Here is a 17867-nt window from a genome sequence, read left to right on the forward strand (position 1 = left end):
GTAATAATGCTAATTATACCTAACTAACCAACGGTTTAGAACGCTCGTCAAAAAGGTATTGACGAGTCATATCTCGGTGTAACATATAGAATTCGATGAAACTTGACGAGACTCAAGAGAAAATCGTCTAGAACCGCGACTCTTATAATTTTCTGTTACATCATGAAGACGACCGGACTGTAGCAAATAGATAGTTTTGGCTGCCATCACCGTCTCTGTCCGGTGCGCAATGACAATTCTGGTGATGCCCATGGCGGAAATCGCTTCGTTGATCCGGCGCTCATTGTTCGTATCCAGGCTAGCAGTGCCTTCGTCGAGAATGAGGGCTTTCGGTCGCTGGTAAAGCGCCCTGGCAAGGAAAAGCCGCTGCTTCTGGCCGCCTGACAGGAAGGTTCCCATATCACCTGTGTGCGTCTCGTACCCCATAGGCATGCTCATAATCTCATTATGGATAAGAGCGATCTTCGCGACTTCTATCACACGGTCTGATGAGACGTTATCATCGAACATCGAGATATTATCGACTACCGATCCTGAGAAGAGTTGATCATCCTGCAATACCGCGCCGACTGCGCCGTAGAATTGAGACGCTGTAAGCGATGCCATGTCGGCACCCCCTAGTCGAAAAGTCCCGCCAGACAATGGTATCAGACCAAGCATAATTTTAACCAAAGTCGACTTGCCGCAGCCAGATGCGCCAGTGATAGCAATGTGGTCGCCATCACGGACTTCCAGATTCAGGTTATTAAGAACTGCCGGCAATCCATCGCCATATCGATAGACAACGTTGTTCATTGAAAATGACCCGTCCACTGGGCCCGCCCCACTCATGCCATTCTGTTGAAAATAGGAATTTGGCTTGGATAACACGATGTCAGAAATTCTTTCCAGATGGAAATCGGTCATGCGGTAAGACATCATCTGATCTAAGAATGAAGATGCTCTTTGAATGAATTGTGCACGATAGGCCGCATATGCAAAAACCATCCCAAGGGTAAAACTACCGGAGATAACTAACCTAGCCGACAGCCAGATCGATAGGATTGCCTCTAGGCTATATATGAGGGTTACTTGATTGCCCAAGATGGCTGTTCGACGATTATATCGTGCCAACGTATCGACTGATTCGGAAAGTAAGGTCTGCCAGATATTGTGGCGTGACATTTCTTTATTGAATATTTTTATAGTCGTCATTCCCCGGAGTGACTCAATCATATGCGATTGTTCTCGCGCCGATGCTCCTAGCGACGCATCCTGTGCGGAACGCACACGTCGTAGCGAGATTGCCCTCGTCACCCACGCAGCAAGAAAACCCGTGACGGTTATCGCACCGAGCTTAGGACTATATAGGAAAAGCAACGCGATTGTAACCAATGCTAGCGCACCATCAAATGCAGCGGTAATCGCGCCTTCCGTCAAAAGCTGCCGTATCGGCGCAATCGATTGGAAACGTGCTAGCACTTCGCCGATATGGCGCCTGAAAAACCAATCGCCGTCGAGTTTGAACATGTGCCGAACGATATTTGTAGACAGACCGAAGCCGAGCTGACTTCCCGAAGACGTCGCGAGACCGGTGCGAATTGAAGCAGCGAGGAAATTGATTATCGCAAGCCCGCCGAACCCCAGCGCGATGAGGGTTAGGGCGTCGAGGTCGGCGAGCGGGATCACGCGATCCGTGACGATCTGAAGATAATAGGGGGCAGCCAGTTGCGCCCCTTGGAGCACGATCGTCATCATGGCCATATGGCACAACGAGCCTAACAGCCCGCGGACGCCGGTCCAGAGTTGGTGTATCCGCAGGCGGCCTCGGAACCTACCTGTCTGGAAATTGATAGACCTGCTCATCTCCAGCGCGACGCCGGTGAAATGTGGCGAAATCGATGCGGCAGAAAGCCAGAGTGATTTGCCGGCAGGATCGTGTACCAGGTATCGTCCTAGCCGCTTGCGTTCCAGAACCACGAAATGGTTCATATTCCAATGCAGGATGGCGGGGAGCGCGAGCCGGTCCATGTCCGGAAGGTCGAGGGAGACCGGCCGGCAGCTCAGACCGACGCTATCGGCAATGGAGACGACATCTTTCAGCGTCGCGCCCGTTCTGGCGGATTGACCAGCCGATCTTAGGATCGAGAGGTCTATATGGAGGCCGAAATATCCGGCCACCATTGCAACGCAGGTCACCCCACACTCCGCCGTCTCCACCTGCTTAATTCTCTTGATACGCGATCGCATAGAAGGCCGGCTCCTGTTCGATTTCAATGGGACGTGAGTTTCGCTTCACGCAGCCAACTGAAGAACGTCTCGCGCTCACCCGAAATAACTATCCTCGAGCCAGTTACGAAGTGCGCGCGGTTACTCGACCGTGGAGCAAACAGATGGGGCAACATCTCGAGAGTGACGACGCGATCCGTCCCAGAGCGACGGTTGCCATTAGACGCGGCCGGTAGAATCGCTTCCAACGAAACGACCCGGAGGTCAGGGGTTTCGGTATCGATTCGATAGGTTCCTAGAGGCTTCGCTTGGACGATCTGCCCAAGATGCAGATTGGGGACGGTTTCATGCCGATTGGGAAGCCGTACCAGGATCAGCGTCGCGTCTCTTGGTGTCCTGTCTCGCAGACCTACAACGACACCAACGAGAGGCTCGCGGAAGCCCGAAGCGTGGACAGTCACGAAAATCCCGAGTACGGCGATGGAAGCGATGAGCAACCCCGAAAGTCGGTAAAGCGTCTGCGGAGCACCTCCGAAGACTTCCCCGTAAATCCTAACGGAGCGGCTCCGAATGGCCTCTTCTCGGAAGAGGCCGAGCGCCTTGGGTTCCATCGCATCTCTTCTATCGCAGTTGACAGGTCGGACGAAGATTCGGCCACCGCACGAGAGAGTTTTACGGAAGTCTCCGCGCCGTTCGGGCACGTGCGTGGTATGCCAGCCCAGCCGCTACGGAATGTCGCCCATAGGCGGAAAACCCTTCCGATCCCTGCTTTCAAAAGAGCAGGTTCGGGCATCTAAATTTTTCTGCAAAGGCCTGCACTGCTTGCGAGGTTGTGAATTCAAACGAACCGCTGACGTCATGCCCGCGACCCCCTATCCAACATGGAAGCCATGTTACGGGCGAACATCCTCGAGATTGCCCCCTCAGTCGGACCGTCAAGAATTGCCCACTGCCCCGACGGGTTGCATTCGAGGAACACGATCTTACCCTCTTTCGTTACAACAAAATCAAATACACCGGAATCCAACTTAAGATCAGCAAGATACTTCTTGATTGCAGAAGAAGTACACATGTCTAACTCAGTCTGAGTGATCGCAAGACGCGGATCTTTCTCCGCCCTGCGCCAATCCAGTCTTGCATTTTCGACGTTCTGTGACTGTATCTTGTATGCAATGATGTCATCGTGAAAGCAAACGACCCTTAATTCATGGATTTTATCTAAGCGCTCCTGAACAATCATAGGGGCTGATAAAAATTGGTCCGCTAGCGCAGCTTGAACTTCTGAACCTGTAATCTCATTCGTCATAATAAAAATTGACCGCTGTCCCTCATCACTCCCCTCGGCCGGAAATCCCGGCGCTCCGGCTATATCTAAAGGCTTCACGATGCAGGCCCCGTTATATCGAATAAATTCAGCGATGTCGTCCCGACTACTGCTGACGATTGTCGATGGGATATTGAAACCGCACGTCCGGGCCGCTGCAAGCTGATTTATCTTCCTGTTAAGGACCACCCTGTGCTGGCCACCGTTTATAACCCTCAACATGAATGATTCAACTAGACCACTTACATAGGCCTCTCTCGTCGCCACCTCAAAATGCTTCCGCTGGTCATCCTCGCAGGCAACCGTGCTCGAATGGAATTTATTTCGGAACCACCAGTTAAAATCTCTAATTGGGCCACTGACGAAACCGCCTCCATATTGTGGCAGGATGATCTGCTCTGAGATCGATGCATTACTCAATGTTAGGGAAACGGGATCGGGTGAGGATCGATAGTCAGAAATTGGCGTATATATACCGACCTTGACGCCCATGGCCGCCAAACATCCGCACACCCGGCGTACATGTGGATCAGACGGATTACCGAAAACTGCCCAGTGCTTCATGAGCCTCCGCATATCACCGAACGCCGATAAAACTGATGTCGAGGCTGAAATATAGTTACAAACGTGAAACTATAATCATTAAAACTTGGACATGTTCATTTTGGCGGTCAATATACATTGACTCCTATACTTCCATCACAATCCTTATCGACTCGCGCAATGTGCGCGAATAAGTGATGGAGGCGTTAAGTGGGGCATTTCCTTTTCTCGAAGAACGAGGCTTCTCAGAATCAACCGCTTGCCGAGCTGAGTGACGATCAGCTAATGTTGGTCGCGGGCGGCGCCGGTACCACCGACGACGGTGACGACTGGAATGATTGCGGCTGCATCACCGATTGCGGTGATGGATGCCGCGAGATCCAATACGACTGCTAAGTCGTTCTGCTAGCGGCCTTCGTCATCCGACCAAGTTGGGTGACGAAGTGCTAGCAAAGATCGTCATTCTCCCAAGGCCGCCGAGGAGTTCCTAAGCCACTTGCCACGGGTTGAAGACGGCCAACGGTCTAAATTGGAATCGTAAAGTCTTCGCGAATAGTTTGTTCACACCGTGACCGCCTAACCTAGAAGGTTCTGCAAATGCCTGTCGAGATTTTACCACAGTTCGATGGTATAGGATTGGCGTCAGGAGGAGATGGTCTATCTGTCATTCTATTTGCGAAAGCTCACTGCGAGCCATGCAAAGGAGCGTTCGACCTTATTGGTGAGCTTGAGAAAATCGACTCAGGGAGATGGAATTTTTATTATGCCTTCCTATCGAAGCAGAGCCATCGGGAACTCACTGCTTTGGGCGAGGCGATCGAATTTTTCCCATCCGTATCGGTGCGAAGAGCAGGAGCCGTGGTGGCTCACCGATACGGTTTCCCACGGCCGGCCGACACAAAGCTTATTGATGAATATAGCCAGTGGATTCAGGATGCTCTGAAGCATTGACCACACATCCCATAGATTCTCGCTAGCGAAGGCAAAATATGGCTAGACTTTTGGAGATACGTGTCCCTGGAGATCCATCGGTCGAATGCGGATTGTTACGCGATCTGGAACTCGAGGCGATGACCATAGCTGCGCAGGGTGCGTATGACTTCAATAACATACTTGATGATCTTGCATATAGCTTCGCGTCTGATCCGGCAATGTTCAGCGCACTTGAAGATCCCTTGTCGAGCTATCTTCCACGCAGCGAAACACACTGCGCTCTCCAAAACCGGACCTTGGGGGAAAGGGGCTCGTTAAGGGCCTTAGATGGCGTTGCGCTAAGCGATGTCTTGCGCTCTGATAAATCTTTTCTGGACGCCCTTCTAGCTGTCCAATCACTCTCGCTGAGCGAGTTGGCTCATGTTCGGCCTGGAAATATATTTTCGACCGCCGACGATATGGGAACAAGGAAGCTTTTTCCGCCATCCGATCAGATCCTCCCGTTGTTCGCAAAAGTCGTGAGAACGGCGCGCGAGCTGGGCGAAAGTTCGCAGCTCTTGGCAGCGATATATATCTACAACATGATCTTGGTCATTCACCCATTCCGTGACGGTAACGGCCGCGTAGGCCGGATAATGCTAAATTGGCAGTTTCGGATGATCGTCCCTGGCTTTGATTACCTGCCTCTTTATGAGACTCGTCAATATTCCATGGGCGGGTGGTTATTGGCTCTGCGTCGGGTGGAACGTCAGGACGATTGGCAAGCGCTAATCCGATACATTCAAAATGTGTCGGCTGTTTGGCGCATTGTTCTGGAAAGAAAGGCGCAACGACGGATTTGAGGCAGACCTCTGTCGTATAGTACGTTTGTCATCTTGGCGGCTTTGACGGATTCCAATGCGCCTGCGCAGACCAATTGAGCGTGGCTGTGCTGTTTATGACGGGGGTTGTGATTGCGTTTCGTTCTGATAGCGGGAAGTTACCTGATCGGCGTGGCAGAGGTGGCTGCTAGTCTTGCTGCGCCCTTGGCCGCGCAACCGGCGCCGGCGCCTCCATTCTCACGTGGTTCTATAGCCGCAGACCCTTCCGATCCGGACGGTGCTGACATCTTGGTTCGTGGCAAGCGTCCGGTTGGTGCCGTCGCGGGAGGCGTTCCCGCCGAATTGGAATATAGTTCGGCCGACATCCGAGCACTCGGTATCAGTTCGGTGTCCGACATCTTAGATGAGCTTGCACCCCAAATCCGAAGCGATCGGGGCCGTGGCGGCGAATCCCCAATCCTTCTGCTCAACGGCAAACGCATTTCGAGCTTCACCGAGATCAGGGATATCCCCGCCGAGGCTATATTGCGGGTTGATGTACTCCCCGAGGAAGTCGCTCTCAAGTACGGCTATGCCGCTGATCAGCGTGTAGTAAATTTCGTGCTTCGCCGGCGCTTCCGTGCCACGACAGGAGAAGGCAGCGGCACCCTTACTACGGAGGGCGGCGGTGGAAGCGGAACGGCCAGCCTCGATTTTCTACGCATTCGTGGTGACACGCGGCTCAATTTCGACGCGAAGCTTGCCGAGACAGGACACCTTACGGAGCACCAGCGTGGCATCGGATCTTTCGCCGGTGACCGCCCCTATGACTTTACGGGGAACATCATCGGCCTGCTACCCAGCGGTGAGATCGACCCTGCGTTGAGCTTGGAAGCAGGCAGAACCGTCACTGCGGCTGGTGTTCCCGCATCTGCGGCGAATGGGACGCCCGAATTGGACGATTTCGTGCCGCTTGCCAGTCGGCTGAATGCCAGCAACGTCTCATCGTATCGCACGCTGGTGCCGGCGAGCCGTACGCTTTCGCTCAACTCGATTTTCGCGACGCCCATTACTGACCGGATCAGCGGCACGATGAACGGCACGCTCGATCTGTCCGAGAGCGATTCGTTGCGTGGTCTGCCCGGTTCGCGGCTCGTGTTGCCATCGACCGATCCCTTTTCGCCTTTCACCGACGACGTCGAACTCGACCGCTATCTCGACCCGCAACCACTCAGGCAGACGGTGACGACGCTTAGTAGCCACCTCGGCGTCAGCCTTGATGGTGACATAGCGAGATGGCGCCTCTCCTTCACCGGCACCTACGACTATAGTAACACCCTCACTCTCGCCCAAACCGGGGTAGATAGCACCGCTCTACAAGGCGCATTTGAAGACGGTGATCCCACCCGAAATCCGTTCGGGAAAATCCCGGCGGCCTGGCTTGGGGATGTTGCGACGTCACGGGCGCGGGCGATCTCCAGTAGCGGCAATTTCCAGTTCGTCGGCAGCGGTCCGATCCTACAACTGCCGGCCGGCGCGCTTGCTGCTACGGCGAAGATCGGTGTAACGGCGAGCGACTTTGGCTCGAATTCGTTACGGGGCGGGGTAAAGCAGTATGCTTCGCTTTTCCGAAGCGACATCAGTAGCCAAATTAGTTTGGATATTCCGCTTACTAGCCGCGGCAACCATGTACTTGGTGCGATTGGAAGTCTTTCTACCAATGCGAACTTTGCCGTAGATCAGCTCTCGCATTTCGATACGTTGACTTCGACGGGCTACGGATTCAGCTGGGGGCCGATCGATGGGATCGAAATCATCGGTTCGACCACTTACGACGAGAGCGCGCCTAGCGTCCAGCAGCTTGGCAACCCCTTAGTAGTGACCCCAGACGTGCCCATTTTTGATTATTACACAGGCCGAACGCTCGATGTTACGGAATCGGCTGGCGGTAATCCGGACTTACGTTCAGATCATAGACATGTCGAAAAACTTGGATTGACGATCAAGCCGTTGAGAAAAACCGACTTCACTATCACTGTCAACTACATTCACAGCAGTATCCGTGACGCGATCGCCTCCTTCCCCTCAACAACTGCGGCGATCGAGGCGGCTTTCCCGAACCGCTTCACTCGTGATGCGGAAGGTGATCTCCTAGAAATCGACGAGCGTCCGGTCAATTTCGCTCGAGAAATGCGGCAGGAGTTGCGGTGGGGCTTCAACTTAACCGAGAGGCTCGCGTCGTCGACCAAGATCGTCAATGCCTATCGTGCCTTACAATCGGCGGCTGGGCCCCTCGTTCAACGCCCTGCGCAGGGTAGTGAGAAGCGTGTTCAGGACGGCAGACTTCAATTCGGCTTCTACCACACGTGGTTTTTCCGGGATGACATCCTGATCCGCCAAGGTGGGCCAAAACTGGATCTGCTTGACGGGGGCACAACCGGCTCGGGTGGAGGGCAGGCTCAGCACGAGTTGGAATGGCAACTCGGCTATTCAAACAACGGCATCGGCGCAAGACTGACCGGCCAGTGGAAAAGCGCTACTACTGTTAAAGACGGTGCTGATTCGCCGACTGGGAACATCCATTTCTCTTCGTTAGCTACAGCAAATTTTCGATTGTTCATCAACTTTGGTCAGCGGGCTTCGCTGGTAAGTCAGTATTGGGCGCGAGGTCTGCGACTTATTTTATCAGTAAACAACATTCTCGACAGTCGCCAGCATGTCCATGATGCGAACGGCGATACACCACTTGGCTATCAACCGGCCTATCTCGATCCGCTAGGACGCACGATCAAAATCAGCATACGTAAGTTATTCTTATCCAAGGGATGATCTGCATCTATTGCTTATAGGGAGCTGATGCTGTGACTTGTCCACCGATGAACAGTCGCCCATCAAAACCGTTTATAGTATTGGCATAAAGTGACCACAAGGTTTGACCTCCGCCAAACACCGGGACCTTATGAGGCCCACCAAGGCCCCAAGCCGTTCCGCCCTTTGATTCGAAGTGTATGGATATAACTTGATCTTTTGGAAGTCTATCCGCCGCAGGATCGATCATCTTCGGAGGAAGAGTATTTCGTGGATCAGGAACTTCTTGCTTCGTTGCATGCAGACTGCCCATCAAGGCGACGACTAATCGGCCCTTCGCTGAAATCGCTTCTAGTTGACCCGCTATTCCAGCCTCAAAATCGTTCTGGTCTCCAGGGACCGAGGGAATGAAAGCAGTAACCTCGATATCACGCCCGGCGAGCCGGAGGCGGCGCAATAATTGCAAGAGCCGTAATGTCGCCGCGCTCGACCGCCCATCGGTCGAGCCTTTATCCCAAACGGGGAGTGCCAGAAGAGCATCATCCGCGTTCGGCTGTGCATCTGAAATATAGTTTGAGAACGTCTGTGAATATTCAGTCGGCCAATCAAGGGCGATCGTCAAAGCTCTGGTGCGGCTCAGATCGCAAATAACATTGCCGAATTGCTGAGGAAACTCGGTTGTCCCATTGTATTGTCCGAAAAGCAGGTATTTTGCCCCCGGATCAATATCGCCAGCGCTAAATCCAGGGACAGAGGAGCAGCCGTCTACGCCGTTAAGCGCGGAGCGAGCCTCTACAATGATTGTCTGTTGAACTTGGGAATCTGGAACGTACATGACCACGCTAATTCTCCAACGCGAAACAAAGCATTATGATGCCAATATACGACTTCAGCATGGGAAGCGCCATGCATGACAGCATCGTAAGCAGAAACGGCAGCGCCCGAACCGACATCCGCATTGTTTCCATTTTAGCCTAAGCGGATTTATGCGTTGCTGTCCTCAGCGGAAACAGTGGAAAACGGGCATTGCCAATTTTTCATGAAAGTACGGAAGGTGATCGGGGATACCGAAAGCGCGCGAAAGAAACAGATCGGCGATTTCAACCCGGCGCGTTAAGCACCGGCCTGAGCACCTTCCGACATCCATAGCTCGACGATCAACTGATTTAGAAATGCGGTCAGTCTGGATTCGGGCGTATGACAAAGCGCTCGGACTGGCTGAGATGGAGGGCGCTTGCTGTCCGGCAGCTTTGATTCCGTCTGCGCGCACGAGGAGTCGCTCATCTCATCGCGGCTTAGGAGCGTCTCATCGCATCTTGCGGTGAGAAGGGGTATCGGCTGGGGTGCCGGTGATGGGCCTATTGAAATTCATAAGACGTATCAGGCTGTTAGGTGGCGCCGCCGGCATGGGTCGACTGCTGTCCCCGCAACCAAAACCCAACATATAGAACACCCGCCCGAGCCCACGCCCGGGCGGGTGTTGTCGTTTGTGGCATACGCCGCCAAACCCACGACATCCGCGACCACCTCCACCTCCGGGCCACGCTCGCCGGACGGATAGATCGTCACGCTCTCGATGAGACGCGACAGAATCCGAGAGGCCTCCGGCCGAATGGTCTCAGCATCACACTCTTCCAACATGCGCACTAGAGTTGGGCAAGGCGTCTGATTTTCTCGACGAGAATCCCCACATGCTATTGGCTTGCGATCATCTTTGGGATTTTCGGAACGGCGTCTGCACTTGCAATAGCGGCGACTGGCGTCGCTGCGATTGTTCTGGCAGCGGACGTCCTCAACGGTCATTCGTGCTACTGCCGCCGATGCCCAATTTCAGACCCGGTTACGGCTAGCATCATCGGGTTGAACGGTTGAGGAGCCAGATATGCACCATGGTTCGTGTTTATGCCGCGCTGTCACATTCACCGTTTCAGGCGATCTGTCGCCTCCCGAGGCATGTCATTGTTCGCAGTGCCGGAAGCATTCGGGGCACTATTTTGCTTCAACCGACGTGCTGAAACCGACCTTGCACGTGTCTGGTCGTGAGCATGTCTCCTGGTTTCAGTCATCGGACGATATCCGACGCGGGTTTTGCTCCCAATGCGGATCATCCCTGTTTTGGGAGCCGATACATCGCGACTGGGTTTCCGTCGCCATGGGCGCCTTTGATGATCCCACGGCCACCAAACTCAGGATGCACATCTTCGTGGGAGACAAGGGAGATTATTACGAGATCGCTGACGGTCTGCCTCAAAAACAGAGAAGGTGAGCAGGAGCTATCGAGATCGGTCGTCCCGAAAGCTGCCTTCCGGGAGCATCTATCAAGCTGCGGAACGGCAAGGTTTGGAGGAATGGATTATGTGGCTGAACGCCTGCGATTGGTCGGCAGCAGACCAGCGTTAGTGGCCAGGTCCAGTTCAGCAGCTATGCCGACCCGATTGCGAGCTTGTGCTGGGCCTTCAGCTTTGCGAGAGGGCCCATGACCGACAAGCATCAGGCGAGACTGACCTATCTCAACAAGGTTCGAGTTGCGATGGTGAAGCCTTGGGCGACCCCTGAGAGGGGCCTGCGCAAGCTCATAGGATTGCAATAGCGGGGGTCGTGAGAAACCTCGCGGCCGATCCACTCCGGCGGCGTCACACACTGGTCGTCGCTGGCAAGCTCAACCTCTGCGATCACGATGCCGTCCGCGTTGCCACCGAAAACGTCAATCTCCCAGACAACATCCGGGTGCCTTATACAAAATAGCGTCTTCTCGACGAGGGCCGCAGAGAAAAGCCAGCACTCCGCCGCGTCATTGACGGGAATCTCATATTCGAACTCTGCGTGGATGATCCCGGCACGAGGTCTCTTCACGGTGATATAGGCCCCGTCATCCGTACGCTTGACATGCACGCTGTCTGACTGCCTCGGGCAAGATGTCCCTAGCCGAGCCGCCGACCGCCGACGAGTTCGCGCCAGTCATCTTTCCGCGATCACCCGCTTCAAGCTGGCGCGGAAGCCCAACGCCGACAATCCGGCCCCGGCGAGAGGCAGCCTTTCAATTTGGGCAACTGCCGCCCGTGATCGCCCAAGTCTAAATCATCCGCATCACGAGGCGTCGTCCAAGCCGTCGCGCCTCGCAGTCCAAGAGGAGTTGCGATGATGACACATGTAAAAGGCGTTGCCGTCGTCACCGGCGCTTCGAGCGGGATCGGCGCGATATATGCCGATCGCCTTGCCGAGCGCGGGTATGATCTCGTCCTGGTCGCACGTAACGCTGACAGGATGGCCGAGATCGCCGACCGGATTCGCGCAAAAACCGGCCGAGCGGTCGATCTGCTTCCCGCCGATCTCGCGGACGCATCGGATCTCGCGCGCGTTGAGGCCTTCCTGAGGACGACGCCGGACATCTCGATGCTCGTCAACAATGCCGGCCTTGGCGGCACTCAGACGCTCATTGAATCCGACGTTGATCAGATGGAGGCCATGATCGCGCTCAACGTCACGGCACTCACTCGCCTGACCTATGCCGTAGTACCCCAGCTCGTCGCCTGCGGCAGCGGGACGATCATCAACATAGGCTCAGTCGTGGCGATCAATCCCGAGCTTCTCAACGGAGTCTATGGCGGGACCAAGGCCTTCGTCCTGGCGTTCAGCCAGAGCCTGCAACACGAGCTCTCGGGAGCGGGCATCCGGGTGCAGGTCGTCCTGCCGGGCGCCACCGCCACCGATTTCTGGGCCATCGCCGGTCGGCCCGTTGAACTGCTGCCGAGCGCCATCGTGATGCGTGGCGAGGCTCTCGTCGATGCTGCACTCGTCGGCCTCGATAGCGGCGAGTTCGCGACCATTCCCTCCCTGCAGGATGGCGGTCTCTTCGACACCTATGAGGCGGCGCGCCAGGCTATGTTCGGTAAGCTGTCCACCACGACGCCGGCACCCCGCTATCGTGCCGGCGCCTGACATCCTCTTCCACTCACGACAGACAGGAGAGGCACCATGATCATTTATGCCGCCCGGCTCGACGCGGTCATTCCCGGCATCGCGGACGAGATTGCAACCCATCTGGTCGAAGCCGGGCACGAGACGTGTCCTTATTCGAAGATGGTCCGGGGCGGGATCGAGACCAGCGTCGCCCTGCACCCGTGCGCCCTCGATGCGGCGCTCGCTTGAAATCCGTGCGTCGGCGGAAGGCGACGCACCCTTCCCGAAAGGACATACGATGCGAAACGCCATCCAGGAAAAACGGACGGACGACCGCGCGCTCGAAGCCGGCATCGAATGGATCGTTGCCCGTCAGCTGGCGCCGCTGCAGGACGAACTGATGAAGTTACGGACCTATGTCGAGGCGCTGCGCCAGGTCGTCGAACCGCGATAATCAGTCCCGCTCCAGCCGGATCGCCCTGTCACGAGCCGCGATGCGGACCGGCTCCGCAACCACCAGCGGGGCCGGCGTCTCCGCAGCGGGGAGGCGTGCCCGGAGGTCGAGCAGTTCCACCATGGCCGAGCGCATCCGTGGGGTCATCCAGTCGATGAAGGCCCGGACCTTGGCGGGTAGCAATCCTTGTCGGGCATAGACCAGATGCACGGGCTTCGGTGCCAGATTATAGGCGTCCAGCACCGACACGAGTTCGCCCGACCATATCTTGGGCGCGACCTGATAGCTCGCCGCGCGCACAAGGCCCATGCCCTGGACCGCTGCTCTGACGGAGGTGGTGCTCGTCGACGTGCAGACGCGAATTCTGGGTGCCGCTTCGATCCTGCGACCATTCTGCTGGTAAGTCCATACGTTCGGCAAATGATCGTATACGACGCCATCATGCTGCGTGAGATCGTCCGGGCTCAAAGGGACGCCCTTGCGCTCCAGATAGGCCGGGCTGGCACAGGTGACCCAGGAGAAATCGCCGAGCTTGGTCGCGTAGAGAGAACTGTCCGCCAGTTCGCCCAGCCGGAAACCCACGTCGATACGCTCTTCCAGCAGCTGCACCGGCCGATCGACGGACAGGCACCGAAGGTTGATCTCGGGATAGTCGTTCAGAAATTCATAGGCGAGTGGCAGCACCACCTCGCGGCCGAATGCCATCGGAGTTGTGATCGACAGCTCGCCTCTCGGTACCTCATATTCGCCGGACGCACGCAACTCCGCTTCGTTGAGCTGCGCGATGATCTGGCGGGTCGCCTCGATGAAGTCCCGACCCGCATCGGTGAGTTGGATGTTTCGGCTTGTCCGGATCAGCAGCCGCGTTCCGAGATGGCGCTCGAGATCCGCAACCTTCCGGCTGACGCTCGGCAATGGGGCATTGAGTTTACGGGCTCCAGCCGACAGGCTGCCGGCGTCGACGACAGCCAGCAACACCTGCATCGCATCGAGACGATCCACGAGGTCCCCTTCGTTCGCGCCCCGCGATGATAATCCTTTGGTTCACCACCGGCTAGGGTGCTGACGAACAGGGGCGGCGATCGCCGTCGTCCCCTATCCATCAGCACCTCCTCGTTCAGCGCAACGGGCGGAAGCTGGCCCGAAGCTCCTGGGCGAAGGACTGCGGTTGCTCCCAAGCCGCGAAATGGCCGCCCTTCGGCAGGCGGTTATAGTAGATTAGCTTGGGATAGGCTTTCTCGGCCCAGCTTCGCGGCGTTTGATAGATTTCGTCGGGATAGGCGCTGATCGCGGTCGGGAGCTGCACACCCTTCGGCGCGAAGAAGGCGAGCTTGCTCTCCCAGTAAAGCCGCGCCGACGAGACCGCCGTGTCGGTCAGCCAATAGAGCGTGATGTTGTCGAGGATGTCATCTCGGCTCAGTCCCTCCGTCTGGCCGTTGAACACGCGGTCGATGAGCGCCTGGCTGGCCGCGTCATGATCGATCATCCAGGCGGCGAGACCGATCGGGGAATCCTCGAGGCCATAGAGCGTCTGCGGGCGGCCGGCCATTTCCTGCGCGTAGCCGAGGCCATGTTTGTAGAAGGTATCGAGTTGATCCCACGCGCGCTGCTCGTCGGGGGAAAGATTGGCCGGCTTCTGGCCCGAATGTAGCGCCGCCTCGATTTCGGGCGGAACGGCCGCCGGCATGTTGGTGTGGATTCCGATCAGCCCTGTGGGCCGTTGCAGCGCCATCTGCTCGGTCACGGCATTGCCCCAGTCACCGCCCTGCGCAACGTAACGGGTATAGCCCAGGCGCTTCATCAGGATCGCCCAGGCGCGCGCGATGTGCTGCGGGTCCCAACCCGTCGTCGTCGGCTTGCCCGAGAAGCCATAGCCGGGAAGTGAAGGGATCACGACGTCGAAGGCATCCGAAGCCTTGCCGCCGTAAGCGGTCGGGTCGGTCAGTGGACCGATGACCTTGGTCTGCTCGATGATCGAACCGGGCCAACCATGGGTGATGATCACCGGCAGCGCGTTCTTTTGCTTCGAGCGTACATGGATGAAGTGAATCTCGACGCCGTCGATGGTCGTGACGAACTGTGGCAGCGCGTCGAGCCGTGTCTCGGCCTTGCGCCAGTCATATCGGGTGGCCCAATAGTCGGCGACCTTGCGCATCGTCTCGAGCTTCACGCCCTGGCTGTAATCGCCGACCGTCTCCTGGTCCGGCCAGCGCGTCGCGGCGATGCGCCGACGCAGATCGGCAAGTTGCGCGTCCGTGGCGTAGAAATGGAAGGGCCGGATGGCCGTGTCGCCGCCCTCGTCAGTGGTCGCAGCAACGGTGGCGACCGACAGCCCGCTGGGCTTAGTCGCGGTAGCGCCCGACAGCGGGATGAAAGCGATCGCACTGGTAAGGGCGATCGCCGTGAGAATGCGCCCGTTAGCGGACGAGGATAGGCGAATCATGCTTCGTCTCCACTGGATGGAAGGTGGGCGAAGCAAGTAGGCGGAGGCTCGGGGACGCGGCAGGCAGCCAAATCGGTAAGCTGCCTCTCAAGTCATGATAGCCGTGACGTCTTTAATAACGGTGTCCCATGTTGGGCAGCCGAAATACAAGCGCCAACTGCCGGGAGGCTGGTTCTCGTTTTGGAGGGCTGCTCGACAAAGCCAAACCTGCCTAGCTCTCTATCTATGATGAGCTCACAGAGCAGGAGAGTGTCCATGCATCCGCTTCGCAAATTGAGAGAATCCGGCAGCGCCACCGCTGTGCAGGTTCGCGAGTTGCTCGCCGGGGACATCGTCTTCAACAGTCCGATCCTGGCACAATCGATCAGGGGGCGCGATGCGATCGCGGCCATTTTCGCCCAATCAAGCTCGACGCGCGGTCCCGGCGCCTACACGGCCGAATTCAGGCTCGACGAGTGCACGACCTTCCTGCGCTGGGAGGGCACGATGGACGGCCACAAGATCGAAAGCTTCGAAATCATCGTCGACGACGATCAAGGTCTGATCGTGGAGCGCACGATTGCGCTGCGACCATTTCCGGCGGTGAAGCTGTTCCGCGATGCCATGTATGCTTCACTTAAGGACAAGCTGCCACCCGACGTCTGGGATTACCCGAAGGACTGAGCAGCGGAGTCGGCGAAGCCCGGCTTCGGCTCAAGTTCGTGAAGCCGAGCCGCCATTGTTGAAGGCGACCACCTTCGCTTTCCGATCGGCATCACATGGACATGTCAGCACTGCGCTCACGCAAGGCTTCGCGCTGGAGATGCACGATGGCGTTCCGATGATCGTGCTGGCATGGAACCATGCGTCTCCTCCCGTGATGGGATCAGAGCGTGAGCGCCGTCTTGAGGCCGATTACGCCGACTTCACGCACATTCCGATAGCCGCCCGCATGGTGGGCCCATTGCAGGTTAGGCCTCAACTCCAGCCAGTTGCGCGGATGGAAGCCGTAATAAAGCTCGGCGGCATATTCGGAATGCTGCACCGCTTCGCCGGCCAGCCGTTCGGCCTGCGCGATCCTGCCGTTGACGTGGGTGCGTGCGAAGGCCAGCCCCAGCACATCCTCGGTGAACCAGGGGAAGAGCCCCTTCTCAAACAGGCCGACCGCGATCTGGTTGTCGATGGTGGACGTGCGCCGGTCCGCCTGCGTGACGTTCAGGAAGACGGTGAGACCGGATATGCTCTTGCCCTGCGCCGAGCGGCCGGTCACCTGCTGCTGGATATTCACCCACAGGCCATAGGCGGATGAGCGCTCGAGCGGGGGCAGGTCGGTCAGCACGATGGGGCGGCGGTCGACGTCGAGGAAGACATCCGCCGCGTTGGCGGTGCTCACCCAGCCGCCGAGCTTGTAGGAGCCGACCGGCCGTCCATCCTCGCCGCCGCGCGCGACGCCCAGTTCCACTGGTATGAGCACGCCGGTCGCGCCGCTGAAATGGCCGATAGCGAACACCGGATCGAGGTTGCGGGGGTTTTCCTCGTAGAAGGCGATCTGGGCGTAGACCTTGCCACGCTTTGCGCGGAAGCGGCCGCCCCATTGACTGACTGGCCAGTTATACCAGTAATTGCCGACGAGATTGCCCGGCTGCGATCCGCAGAAGCTCAGATTCTGGAAGGAGCAGGAGAAGGCCGCGAAATCCTCGCCCGGTGAGGTTCGGCCCAGCTTCATGTCGATACCGCCATGGAGGATGGTCTGCTCATACCAGAACTGGGTGAGCATCCATGTCTGCCCACGGCCGTAGATCTCCTGCACCTCCTGCAAGGTTCCGAGGCCGGCCCGCTGATCGAGCTGATGGCCGCGCCGATAAGTGATGGTCGCCTGGAACGTGCCGTCGATGCCAGCGAGTTTGCGCATGTCGAGCAGCAGGCCGATGTCGAGCTGGCCCGCCTCGGTGATGTCGCGGCGGCGGCCGCCCGTATAGTTCCATGCGGCCTCGGAAACATAGCGGCCGGTCAGCCCGATGCCGGCATCGGCGAAGCGTGGCTTCAGACCGAACCAGTCGCCGGCGAAGCCGGGCGGCGGGGGACGTTGCGTGTCGGCCTGCTCATTGGCGGGCGAAAGGTCTCCGCTGTGCCGCCGGAGCACCTTGTCGAGCAGGCTGGGCTCGGGGGAGGGTGGCTTCTCGGGAGGCGGAGTGTCGGCAGCCTGCTGTGCCGGAGGCGTGGCCGATTGCGCGCAAGCCGCGGCAGGGATGATCGTCACGGAGGCGGTCAGCGCGATCGCGAGGACGATATTCTTCCTGCAAGCCAAAAGGCTGTCCCCTTTGCGATGCGCTGCCCGTCCATCACGGACAGGCGCGGCCATTGTGGGTCCTTCGCGCCGGACCACTATTGCACGTTGGTATATACATATTTTCGCGTCGGTAGCCGGTGATGGGGTGGGCTGGGAACACCGACACCAAAGCACTATGGCGCCTT

The 17867-nt window shown here is 57.3% G+C and carries 16 protein-coding genes; 9 read left to right on the top strand and 7 right to left on the bottom strand.

Annotated elements, in window-relative coordinates:
* Positions 1 to 66: 66 nt before the first annotated feature.
* Positions 67 to 2229 carry a peptidase domain-containing ABC transporter gene (locus tag ST3T6A_RS19445; protein ID WP_019832044.1) on the bottom strand — a complete coding sequence of 721 codons (2163 nt, stop codon included), beginning with the start codon at positions 2227 to 2229 and terminating at the stop codon, positions 67 to 69.
* A gap of 835 nt (positions 2230 to 3064) precedes the next feature.
* Positions 3065 to 4096, bottom strand: coding sequence for a hypothetical protein (locus ST3T6A_RS21410; protein ID WP_162140511.1), 1032 nt, complete (start codon positions 4094 to 4096; stop codon positions 3065 to 3067).
* 189 nt (positions 4097 to 4285) lie between these two features.
* On the opposite strand from ST3T6A_RS21410, the gene ST3T6A_RS0106235 reads away from it, so the two are divergent.
* The 4 genes from ST3T6A_RS0106235 (at position 4286) to ST3T6A_RS0106240 (ending at position 8637) form a co-directional block, all read left to right on the top strand.
* Positions 4286 to 4471 carry a hypothetical protein gene (locus ST3T6A_RS0106235; RefSeq protein WP_019832045.1) on the top strand — a complete coding sequence of 62 codons (186 nt, stop codon included), beginning with the start codon at positions 4286 to 4288 and terminating at the stop codon, positions 4469 to 4471.
* Between the two features lie 201 nt (positions 4472 to 4672).
* Positions 4673 to 5026, top strand: a complete 354-nt coding sequence (locus ST3T6A_RS21415; RefSeq protein ID WP_157602507.1) for a hypothetical protein — start codon at positions 4673 to 4675, stop codon at positions 5024 to 5026.
* A 119-nt stretch (positions 5027 to 5145) separates the two neighbouring features.
* Entirely contained in the window at positions 5146 to 5850 is a 705-nt protein-coding gene (locus ST3T6A_RS21070) for a Fic family protein (RefSeq protein ID WP_162140512.1), read from the top strand.
* 111 nt (positions 5851 to 5961) lie between these two features.
* Positions 5962 to 8637 (top strand): TonB-dependent receptor, encoded by a 2676-nt coding sequence (locus ST3T6A_RS0106240; RefSeq protein WP_026359478.1) that lies wholly within the window; start codon positions 5962 to 5964, stop codon positions 8635 to 8637.
* Positions 8638 to 8644: 7 nt separating this feature from the next.
* Here the strand turns inward: ST3T6A_RS0106240 and ST3T6A_RS21420 are convergent, their stop codons facing one another.
* Positions 8645 to 9457: a hypothetical protein gene (locus ST3T6A_RS21420; RefSeq protein WP_157602510.1), complete on the bottom strand. Its 813-nt coding sequence runs from the start codon at positions 9455 to 9457 to the stop codon at positions 8645 to 8647.
* A 1041-nt stretch (positions 9458 to 10498) separates the two neighbouring features.
* On the opposite strand from ST3T6A_RS21420, the gene ST3T6A_RS21075 reads away from it, so the two are divergent.
* The gene (locus ST3T6A_RS21075; protein WP_083937373.1) at positions 10499 to 10882 is read left to right on the top strand and encodes a GFA family protein; all 384 of its coding nucleotides are present in this window, start codon (positions 10499 to 10501) and stop codon (positions 10880 to 10882) included.
* A 239-nt stretch (positions 10883 to 11121) separates the two neighbouring features.
* On the opposite strand, the gene ST3T6A_RS19455 is transcribed toward ST3T6A_RS21075, so the two are convergent.
* Positions 11122 to 11508, bottom strand: coding sequence for a hypothetical protein (locus ST3T6A_RS19455; RefSeq protein WP_019832048.1), 387 nt, complete (start codon positions 11506 to 11508; stop codon positions 11122 to 11124).
* A 246-nt stretch (positions 11509 to 11754) separates the two neighbouring features.
* On the opposite strand from ST3T6A_RS19455, the gene ST3T6A_RS0106255 reads away from it, so the two are divergent.
* Genes ST3T6A_RS0106255 through ST3T6A_RS0106265 form a run of 3 tightly spaced genes read left to right on the top strand, consistent with a single transcriptional unit; the run spans position 11755 to position 12970 of the window.
* Positions 11755 to 12555 carry an SDR family NAD(P)-dependent oxidoreductase gene (locus tag ST3T6A_RS0106255; RefSeq protein ID WP_019832049.1) on the top strand — a complete coding sequence of 267 codons (801 nt, stop codon included), beginning with the start codon at positions 11755 to 11757 and terminating at the stop codon, positions 12553 to 12555.
* 36 nt (positions 12556 to 12591) lie between these two features.
* On the top strand, positions 12592 to 12765 hold the full coding sequence (locus tag ST3T6A_RS21425; protein ID WP_019832050.1) for a hypothetical protein: 174 nt from the start codon (positions 12592 to 12594) through the stop codon (positions 12763 to 12765).
* The gene (locus ST3T6A_RS0106265) at positions 12749 to 12970 is read left to right on the top strand and encodes a hypothetical protein (RefSeq protein WP_019832051.1); all 222 of its coding nucleotides are present in this window, start codon (positions 12749 to 12751) and stop codon (positions 12968 to 12970) included. The genes ST3T6A_RS21425 and ST3T6A_RS0106265 overlap by 17 nt, the downstream gene beginning before the upstream one ends.
* On the opposite strand, the gene ST3T6A_RS0106270 is transcribed toward ST3T6A_RS0106265, so the two are convergent.
* Together ST3T6A_RS0106270 and ST3T6A_RS0106275 are read right to left on the bottom strand one after the other, a co-directional pair.
* Entirely contained in the window at positions 12971 to 13954 is a 984-nt protein-coding gene (locus ST3T6A_RS0106270) for a LysR family transcriptional regulator (protein ID WP_235785740.1), read from the bottom strand. It abuts the gene before it with no gap.
* 133 nt (positions 13955 to 14087) lie between these two features.
* The gene (locus tag ST3T6A_RS0106275; RefSeq protein ID WP_019832053.1) at positions 14088 to 15413 is read right to left on the bottom strand and encodes an epoxide hydrolase family protein; all 1326 of its coding nucleotides are present in this window, start codon (positions 15411 to 15413) and stop codon (positions 14088 to 14090) included.
* Between the two features lie 255 nt (positions 15414 to 15668).
* Between ST3T6A_RS0106275 and ST3T6A_RS0106280 the strand changes: the two genes are divergently transcribed.
* A complete protein-coding gene (locus ST3T6A_RS0106280) occupies positions 15669 to 16076 on the top strand; it encodes a hypothetical protein (protein WP_019832054.1) in 408 nt (135 codons plus the stop codon).
* Positions 16077 to 16278: 202 nt separating this feature from the next.
* On the opposite strand, the gene ST3T6A_RS0106285 is transcribed toward ST3T6A_RS0106280, so the two are convergent.
* Positions 16279 to 17652, bottom strand: coding sequence for a carbohydrate porin (locus ST3T6A_RS0106285; RefSeq protein WP_235785741.1), 1374 nt, complete (start codon positions 17650 to 17652; stop codon positions 16279 to 16281).
* Positions 17653 to 17867: the final 215 nt, after the last annotated feature.

Source organism: Sphingomonas sp. PR090111-T3T-6A, from assembly GCF_000383095.1.
GTDB lineage: Bacteria > Pseudomonadota > Alphaproteobacteria > Sphingomonadales > Sphingomonadaceae > Solisphingomonas.

Excerpts from the sequence above, each read along its gene's own strand:
- ST3T6A_RS19445 (WP_019832044.1), bottom strand. The coding sequence starts at position 2,229 with ATGCGATCGCGTATCAAGAGAATTAAGCAGGTGGAGACGGCGGAGTGT.
- ST3T6A_RS21410 (WP_162140511.1), bottom strand. The coding sequence starts at position 4,096 with ATGAAGCACTGGGCAGTTTTCGGTAATCCGTCTGATCCACATGTACGC.
- ST3T6A_RS21415 (WP_157602507.1), top strand. The coding sequence starts at position 4,673 with ATGCCTGTCGAGATTTTACCACAGTTCGATGGTATAGGATTGGCGTCA.
- ST3T6A_RS21070 (WP_162140512.1), top strand. The coding sequence starts at position 5,146 with ATGACCATAGCTGCGCAGGGTGCGTATGACTTCAATAACATACTTGAT.
- ST3T6A_RS21075 (WP_083937373.1), top strand. The coding sequence starts at position 10,499 with ATGCACCATGGTTCGTGTTTATGCCGCGCTGTCACATTCACCGTTTCA.
- ST3T6A_RS0106255 (WP_019832049.1), top strand. The coding sequence starts at position 11,755 with ATGATGACACATGTAAAAGGCGTTGCCGTCGTCACCGGCGCTTCGAGC.
- ST3T6A_RS21425 (WP_019832050.1), top strand. The coding sequence starts at position 12,592 with ATGATCATTTATGCCGCCCGGCTCGACGCGGTCATTCCCGGCATCGCG.
- ST3T6A_RS0106265 (WP_019832051.1), top strand. The coding sequence starts at position 12,749 with ATGCGGCGCTCGCTTGAAATCCGTGCGTCGGCGGAAGGCGACGCACCC.
- ST3T6A_RS0106270 (WP_235785740.1), bottom strand. The coding sequence starts at position 13,954 with ATGCAGGTGTTGCTGGCTGTCGTCGACGCCGGCAGCCTGTCGGCTGGA.
- ST3T6A_RS0106275 (WP_019832053.1), bottom strand. The coding sequence starts at position 15,413 with ATGATTCGCCTATCCTCGTCCGCTAACGGGCGCATTCTCACGGCGATC.
- ST3T6A_RS0106280 (WP_019832054.1), top strand. The coding sequence starts at position 15,669 with ATGCATCCGCTTCGCAAATTGAGAGAATCCGGCAGCGCCACCGCTGTG.